Source organism: Actinomycetota bacterium (assembly GCA_035536535.1).
Classification (GTDB): Bacteria; Actinomycetota; JAICYB01; order JAICYB01; family JAICYB01; genus DATLNZ01.
Genome location: DATLNZ010000009.1, coordinates 1 through 7,251 on the forward strand (window position 1 = coordinate 1; position 7,251 = coordinate 7,251).

The 7,251-nt window shown below is 69.5% G+C and carries 7 protein-coding genes and 1 pseudogene; 5 read left to right on the forward strand and 3 right to left on the reverse strand.

What is annotated here, in order from left to right; translation table 11 throughout:
* The first annotated feature begins 92 nt into the window (after positions 1 to 92).
* Entirely contained in the window at positions 93 to 563 is a 471-nt protein-coding gene (locus VNE62_00820) for a hypothetical protein (GenBank protein ID HVE90833.1), read from the forward strand.
* Between the two features lie 4 nt (positions 564 to 567).
* Positions 568 to 1,530 (forward strand): annotated as a pseudogene (gene meaB, locus VNE62_00825) (methylmalonyl Co-A mutase-associated GTPase MeaB).
* A gap of 412 nt (positions 1,531 to 1,942) precedes the next feature.
* Here meaB and VNE62_00830 read toward each other — a convergent pair.
* Complete coding sequence (locus VNE62_00830) at positions 1,943 to 2,215, reverse strand: hypothetical protein (GenBank protein HVE90834.1); 273 nt, start codon at positions 2,213 to 2,215, stop codon at positions 1,943 to 1,945.
* 104 nt (positions 2,216 to 2,319) lie between these two features.
* Here VNE62_00830 and VNE62_00835 point away from each other — a divergent pair, with 104 nt between their 5' ends.
* Genes VNE62_00835 through VNE62_00845 form a run of 3 tightly spaced genes read left to right on the forward strand, consistent with a single transcriptional unit; the run spans position 2,320 to position 5,342 of the window.
* Entirely contained in the window at positions 2,320 to 3,984 is a 1,665-nt protein-coding gene (locus tag VNE62_00835) for a methylmalonyl-CoA mutase family protein (GenBank protein HVE90835.1), read from the forward strand.
* A 57-nt stretch (positions 3,985 to 4,041) separates the two neighbouring features.
* Positions 4,042 to 4,647 carry a TetR family transcriptional regulator gene (locus VNE62_00840; GenBank protein HVE90836.1) on the forward strand — a complete coding sequence of 202 codons (606 nt, stop codon included), beginning with the start codon at positions 4,042 to 4,044 and terminating at the stop codon, positions 4,645 to 4,647.
* A complete protein-coding gene (locus VNE62_00845) occupies positions 4,644 to 5,342 on the forward strand; it encodes a hypothetical protein (protein ID HVE90837.1) in 699 nt (232 codons plus the stop codon). Before VNE62_00840 ends, VNE62_00845 begins: the two co-directional genes overlap by 4 nt.
* Before the next feature lie 12 nt (positions 5,343 to 5,354).
* Here VNE62_00845 and nadA read toward each other — a convergent pair whose 3' ends face one another.
* Positions 5,355 to 6,338, reverse strand: coding sequence for a quinolinate synthase NadA (gene nadA / locus VNE62_00850; GenBank protein ID HVE90838.1), 984 nt, complete (start codon positions 6,336 to 6,338; stop codon positions 5,355 to 5,357).
* 101 nt (positions 6,339 to 6,439) lie between these two features.
* A partial coding sequence (locus tag VNE62_00855; GenBank protein HVE90839.1) for a hypothetical protein occupies positions 6,440 to 7,251 on the reverse strand: 812 nt, incomplete at its 5' end.

The window sequence follows — 7,251 nt, forward strand, 5'->3', positions numbered from 1 at the left end:
GGCGACCTGCCCACGATCGTCCAGCACGTGAAGGCCGCCAACGAGCTGGTCCACATCGCCGGCGGCATCCCCACAGAGTTCATGGACGAGCGGTGACCGTCGAGCCGAAGCTCCTCGAATCGCGCGGGGACGCCGCCGTTGACCCCGTCCGCCTCATCGGACCGGACCCGTCGGAGTCGGCCCAGATGCTGGCGGCGGTCATCACGGCCAACCTCCAGCGGCAGCCGGACCTCCATCAGCGGCTGGACGGGGAGCCGGGGGTCGTGTCCGTGACGGCTTTAGACGCCGGGTCCACCGTCACTTTCGAGCTGCGGGACGGCTGCGTCCGCGTCTACTCCGGGGAACCGACGTGCCCGGCGGACGTCCGGGTGGTGGCCGACTCCGGCACGCTGTCCGGGCTGGCGACGGTGCCGCGAATCGGGCCCCTGCCCAACCCCCTGAAGTCGCGGGGCCGCGAGTTCTGGAGGTCCTACGCCGGGGGCCGGCTGAAGGCGGCGGGCGTCTTCCGTCACCGCCTGCTGCTTCGCCGGTTGGTCGCGCTGCTGTCCACCGGACCCGCCTGAGGCGATGCCGGCCGGTCGTGGCCGGGGGCCGGCCGACGTACCCGCGCTCGTGGAGCGGCTGCGCTCCGGCGACCGCCGCGCGGTCGCGCGCCTGATCTCGCTGGTCGAGGACGGCGCCCGGGAGGCGTCCGAGGTCCTGCGGGCCGTCTACCCGCTCACCGGACACGCCGTCACCATCGGGGCCACGGGCTCGCCGGGTGTAGGCAAGTCCACCCTTGTCGACGCGCTGGTCGGCCGCGTGAGGGCCGAGGGCAGGACGGTGGGCGTGGTGGCCGTGGACCCGACGTCGCCATTCTCGGGGGGCGCGCTTCTCGGGGACCGGGTCCGGATGCAGGAGCACGCTCTGGATCCGGGCGTGTTCATCCGGTCGATGGCCACGAGGGGACACCTGGGTGGACTTTCGCTCGCGGTACCGGAGGTGATGCGGGTGCTGGAGGCGGCCGGGTTCGATCTGGTGCTGGTGGAGACGGTGGGGGTGGGCCAGTCGGAGGTCGAGATAGCCGGACAGGCCGACACCACCATCGTCACCCTGGCCCCCGGCATGGGCGATGCGATCCAGGCCGCCAAGGCGGGGATTCTGGAGGTCGCGGACGTCTTCTGCGTGAACAAGGCGGACAAGGAGGGGGCCCGGGACACGGCCAGGGACCTGCGCTCAATGCTGGAACTCGGTCCAGGACGGGACCCCGACTGGGCGCCGCCGATCGTCCTGACATCGGCGTCAACGGGCCAGGGAATCGACGAGCTGTGGGAGGCCGTCGGAGCGCACCGCGAGCATCTGTCGGCGCACGGGCGTCTTGAGTCGCGCCGCCGGGCGCGGCTCGCCGGGGAGATCAAGTCGATCGCCGCCGAGCGCCTGCGGTCCCGGCTTCTGGGGGCCGTCGGTGCGGCGCGCTTCGAGGACCTGGTGGCCCGGGTGGCCGGCCGCGAGCTGGACCCCTACTCGGCCGCCGACGAGCTGCTCGGGGGGCCTCGGGGAGTCCGGCCCTGTGAACAACTGAGGGAGGAAGGACTCATGTCGGACGTAGAGCCGGGGCGGCTCCCGGCTGTGTTGGTGAACGAGTTCGTGGGCGCGGCCCACGTCGACTTCGACCGCGTGCGCGAAATGCTGGACGCCGAGCCTGGGCTGCTGAACAGCGCGTGGGACTGGGGCGGCGGCGACTGGGAGACGGGCCTCGGCGGCGCCAGCCACATGGGGCGGCGGGACATCGCGCAGTACCTGATGTCACGTGGAGCGCGGGTCGACGTGTTCGCCGCTGCGATGCTGGGTTGGCTGGACGTGGTGCGGTCGGTCATCGAGGCCTCGCCGGAGACCGCGCGGGCCCTCGGCCCCCACGGCATCCCGCTGATCGCCCACGCCAAAGCCGGGGGAGACGAAGCGGCTAGCGTCCTTGAGTATCTGTCTGCCCTGCAGCAGCCGGCCGAGGGCGCCTGAGCGATGTCACCAGGCCCGCCAGTGAAGCTACCGCCCACGCTGCCTCAAGCATCACGAACCCCCACGATCCTCTCTGCAGGGCCGCCACGGTCAGGACGCCGGAGCCGGCGAGGTTGAGCACCAGGTAGAGGGGGGAGTCCGGCGCGAGGCGCTTCAGCTGGAGCGCAGCGAACGCCGAGAGGATGGCGGCGGCCCCCAGGACTTCGATCACGTCGAGCATCAGGCTCAGACTACGGAACGGCCGCCCTCAGGCGGCCGGACGACGGGGTTTGGGCGCCGTTGCCCCTGGTAAACTGGCCATTCCCCCCTCGAGCAGGAGAACCAATGGACGACCTGGAGCGCGAGGCGCTCGACTGGCAGTCGCGCTACGACTCGGCCACCGAACGGGACACCGATTTTGAAACGCTGGGGGGAATCCCGCTCAAGCCCGTTTACACCCCCCTGGACGCGCGCGAACGCGACTACTCCGATTCGCTTGGGATGCCCGGGGAGTACCCGTACACGCGGGGGGTGTACACGTCCGGCCACCGCGGCCGTCTGTGGACGATGCGCCAGTTCGCTGGCTTCGGCTCCGCCGCCGACACCAACAGGCGCTACAAGTTCCTGATCGAGCAGGGACAGACCGGACTGTCCGTCGCCTTCGACATGCCGACCCTGATGGGCCGCGACGCCGACGACCCTCTGAGCCTTGGAGAGGTCGGCCGCTGCGGAGCGGCAGTGTCGTCGCTTGCCGACATGGAGCGGCTGTTCGACGGCATCCCCTTGGACGAGGCCACGGTCTCGATGACGATCTCCGGACCGGCCCCCGTCCTGTTCTGCATGTACCTCGCGGTGGCCGAGAAGCAGGGCGTGCCGTTCGCAAAGCTCGACGGCACGTGCCAGACCGACATCCTCAAGGAGTACATCGCGCAGAAGGAGTGGGTGTACCCGCCCCGCCCGCACCTGCGGCTGATCGGCGACATGATGGCGTACTGCGCCGAGCACCTGCCCAAGTACCACCCGATCTCGGTGTCCGGGTACCACATCCGCGAGGCGGGATCCACGGCCGCGCAGGAATTGGCGTTCACGCTGGCCGACGGTTTCGCGTACGTGGAACTGGGGCTGGAGCGGGGGCTCGATGTCAACGTGTTCGGCCCCCAGCTGTCGTTTTTCTTCAACTCCCACATCGACTTCTTCGAGGAGATCGCGAAGTTCCGCGCCGCCCGCCGGATCTGGTCGAGGTGGATGAAGGCACGCTATGGGGCAACCAATGAACGCGCCCTTCTCTGCCGCTTCCACGTCCAGACGGCTGGGTGCTCGCTGACGCTGCAGCAGCCGTACAACAACGTCGTCCGCACCGCGACCGAGGCGCTCGCCGGCGTCATCGGCGGCTGCCAGTCGCTGCACACGAACTCGCTTGACGAAGTCTTCGCGCTCCCGAGCGAGGAGTCAGTGGAGATAGCGTTGCGGACCCAGCAGATCCTGGCCTACGAGACCGGCGTCGCCAACGTCATCGACCCCCTCGGCGGCTCGTGGTTCGTGGAGTCGCTCACCGACCGCATCGAGGAGGAGGCCGAGGAGTACTTCGGACGAATCGACAAGATGGGCGCCGGCTCCATGCTCGAGGGCTGCCTGAAGGGCATCGAGGACGGGTTTTTCCAGATGGAGATAGCGGAGGCCGCCTACCGCCAGCAGCAGCGCTTTGACGCCGGGCGCCGGGTCATGGTCGGAGTGAACGCTTTCAAGGAAACCGTCCAGGGGGAGCCGGACTTTTTGCGCATCGGCCAGGAGGTCGAGGACAAGCAGATCACCGAGCTTCACGCCCTGAGGGACAACCGCGACTCCGCGGCCACCAACGCGGCGCTGGCTGCCCTCACCGAGGCCTCTCGCGGCGACGGAAACCTGATCCCGCCCATCCTGGACGCAGTCAGGGCCTACGCCACGGTCGGCGAGATCTGCGAGGCGATGGCCGTGGTCTACGGCCGCTACCGGGAGCAACCCCGCTTCTGACGCTCCGGGAGAGCGGGGGGAACTAGAAGTTCCCTAGTCTGGTGTAGGATTGAGCAGATGCTCAAAGCGGTCCAGGAAGCACCCACCACCAAGCAGCGGATCGTCGCCGCTGCTCTGGAGACGGTCAAGGAGGAGGGCTTCGCCGGGACCAGCGCCCGTTCCATCGCCCGGCGAGGGGACTTCAACCAGGCGCTGATCTTCTATCACTTCGGGACTCTGAACGACCTGCTGCTCGCGGCCCTGGACCACACCAGCAACGAGCGGATGAACCGCTACCGGGAGGCGCTTGCAGGCGTGTCGGAGGTGCCGGACCTGATCGGGGTCGCCACGGGGCTGTACCGGGAGGACCTGGAGTCCGGACACATCACCGTCGTCTCGGAGATGATCGCCGGCAGCCTGGCTCGTCCGGACCTGGCCCCCGAGGTGGTCGCGCGCATGGACCCGTGGGTGGACTTCGCTGAGGAGTTCATCCGCGACGTCCTGGTCCGGATGGGCCTCGACTCCGTGATCCCCGCGCGGACCGCCGCCTTTGCCGTGGTGGCGATGATCTTCGGCGTGAACCTGCTGTCTCACCTCGACGAGGACAACTCCCGCGCCGAGGCGCTTTTCGAGATGGGCTCGCGGCTGGCCCAGGTGCTGCTCCCGGCGGGTGCGCAACCATGACCGGCCGCACCGACCCCCGCGTCGAGGAGGCGCTCAGGGAGGCCGAGCGGACGGTGGCCGGGGGCCGCGGACTGGGCGGCACGGGCTTCTGGCGCGCCGTCGGACTGCTGAGGCGCGACCCTGTCCTGGCCGAGGCCTACGCCGCAAGAGTCGCGGAAATCGACAGGCGAGCGTTCGAGAATGGCGTCCGGCTCCGCCTGCCGGCGTCCGCAGGGGTCGCCGGACTGGCAGTGTTGACCGGGGGCGGGGCCGCCGCCGTCGCCCTGTCCGGCAAACTGGACGACCTTTCGCAGACGCTGGTGTTCCTGGGCGGCTTCGGCTCCCTGCTGGTCGGCAGCCACAGCCTCACGCACTGGCTCGTGGGCCGGGCAGCCGGCATGAGGTTCACGCACGTGTTCCTGGGCGGACCGCCGCCGCCGCGCCCGGGACTGAAGGTCGACTACGCGACTTACCTGACCAAGTCCCCCCGGACCAGGGCCGTCATGCACGCTTCCGGCGCGGTGGTCACGAAGGTGGTGCCGTTCGCGCTCATGCCAGCGGCTTCCGGGCTGCAGGCCAGGCGGTGGCTCGTTCCAGGGCTCGCGGTGGTCGGCGTCGTCCAGATCCTGACCGACCTGCTCTTCTCCACGAAGACGTCGGACTGGAAAAAGGTCAGGCGGGAACTGCGCGCCGGACGATCGATTCGCGGCGGCTGAGACCCTTCAGGGTCAGCTGATCTGGACCATCCGGTCGATGGCCAGCTTCGCCCGGGCGGCAATGTCGGGCGGGACCGTGACCTTGTGCTCCAGGTTCTCCAGCGACCACAGGACCTTCGGCAGGGTGATCTTCTTCATGTAGCCGCAGATCGCTGTGGGGGAGGCGGGCAGGAAAGTCTTGCCCGGAACCTCCTTGCGCAGGCGGTGCAGGATCCCCACCTCCGTGGCCACGACGAACTGCTTGGCGGGGGACTTCTTCGCGCGCTTGACCATGCCCTCCGTGGACAGCAGGTGCGTGCCTTCGGGTGAGACGGCGCCCGTCGCCAGGTCGTACATGGTCCGCGTGACGCATCCGCACTCGGGGTGGATGAGCAGCTCCGAGTCGGGATTTTCAACGCGCATCCTGCCGATGTCCGCGGCCTCGATCCCCGCGTGGACGTGGCACTCGCCCATCCACACGTGCATCTTCCGTCCCGTCTTCTGCTCGAGGTAGGAGCCCAGGAACATGTCCGGGCAGAACAGGATCTCGCGGTCCTCCGGGATCGACCGGATGACCGCTTCGGCGTTGCCGGACGTGCAGCAGTAGTCCGACTCGGCCTTCACCTCGGCCGAGCTGTTGACGTAGCTGACGACCACCGCCCCCGGGTGCTCGGCCTTCCACGCGCGCAGCTGGTCGGCGGTGATGGTGTCGGCAAGCGAGCAGCCGGCGTCCAGGTCCGGCAGAAGTACGGTGCGCTGCGGCGACAGGATCGCGGCGGTCTCGGCCATGAAGTGGACTCCGCAGAACACGATCACGTCCGCGTCGGTGCCGGCGGCCTGCCGGGACAGGCCCAGCGAGTCCCCGACGAAGTCGGCGACGTCCTGGACTTCGGGGACCTGGTAGTTGTGCGCGAGGATGACGGCGTTGCGGTCCCGAACCAGCGACCGGACGCGCTCCGCCATCTCGGCCGGCGCCAGCTTCGCGTAGGGCTCGATGTCCCTGTAGGTCAAAGCCATGGCCGCTCCTGCTTGTGAACACAATCACGAAGTTGCCGCTGCTCGAACAACAACGGCGACTCGGGATTCGAAGACCCAGTGTATCGGGTTGCGCCGGCCCCTCAGCCCGAAACCGCGTCCCGCAGCTCTCGCGCCGACTCGGCCGGATCGACTCCCACGAGCGGCAGGTCTGCCCCCACCTCCAGGGCTCCCGGGATGCTCGTGCGCGGGTAGAGGTGGGCGTGCCAGTGGAACGATGAGGCGCCTGCGGGGGGGACGTGCACCACCAGGTTGCACGGCGCGTGAGACCGCAGCACGCGGCGCAGCCGAAGGATCGCATCGGCTACCGCGTCGCCCACCTGCTCCAGGGTCCCGTCGGTGGCCCGGTCGAATCGCGGCGCGCACCCGGGCACGATCAGCATCTCCCGCGCGAGCAGGGGGGCCGGGTGCGCAACGACCGAAACCTCCCCGTGCCGCGCCACGAGCTGCTCGTCGGTGACGAGCGAACAGAGCACGCACTCGTCGGACGCGAAGGCCTCGGCCTCCCTCTCGAGCGTGGGCGGGACGACGTCGAGACCGAACAGCTGGCTGTGCTCGTGGGACCGCGACGCTCCCGCTTCCCTGCCCCTGTTGAAGGCGGCCACAAACGCCCGCCGCCCCGACGCAGACATCCGCTCACGGTAGGCGCGCAGGATCTGGAGCCGGTGCTCGCTGGTCAGGTCCTCGAAGCGGGCGTCGTGCCGCGGCGAGTGCACGACCACCTCGTGGAACGGCGCGCCGGGAAACTTGTTGGAGAAGCTGCGAACCCACCACCCGCTCGTACCAGGCTCGCCTCCCCCGGGACGGAACCCGTAGGTCTCCGGGGGTGTGCGGTCCTCGCGCCCTTCGCAGAAGTCGCACGGGGCGGGGTCCGGGGCCGCCTCCGGGGGGTCCG

Coding starts and splice junctions, on each gene's coding strand:
- VNE62_00830 (HVE90834.1), bottom strand. CDS start 2,215: ATGCTCGACGTGATCGAAGTCCTGGGGGCCGCCGCCATCCTCTCGGCG.
- VNE62_00835 (HVE90835.1), top strand. CDS start 2,320: ATGGACGACCTGGAGCGCGAGGCGCTCGACTGGCAGTCGCGCTACGAC.
- VNE62_00840 (HVE90836.1), top strand. CDS start 4,042: ATGCTCAAAGCGGTCCAGGAAGCACCCACCACCAAGCAGCGGATCGTC.
- VNE62_00845 (HVE90837.1), top strand. CDS start 4,644: ATGACCGGCCGCACCGACCCCCGCGTCGAGGAGGCGCTCAGGGAGGCC.
- nadA (HVE90838.1), bottom strand. CDS start 6,338: ATGGCTTTGACCTACAGGGACATCGAGCCCTACGCGAAGCTGGCGCCG.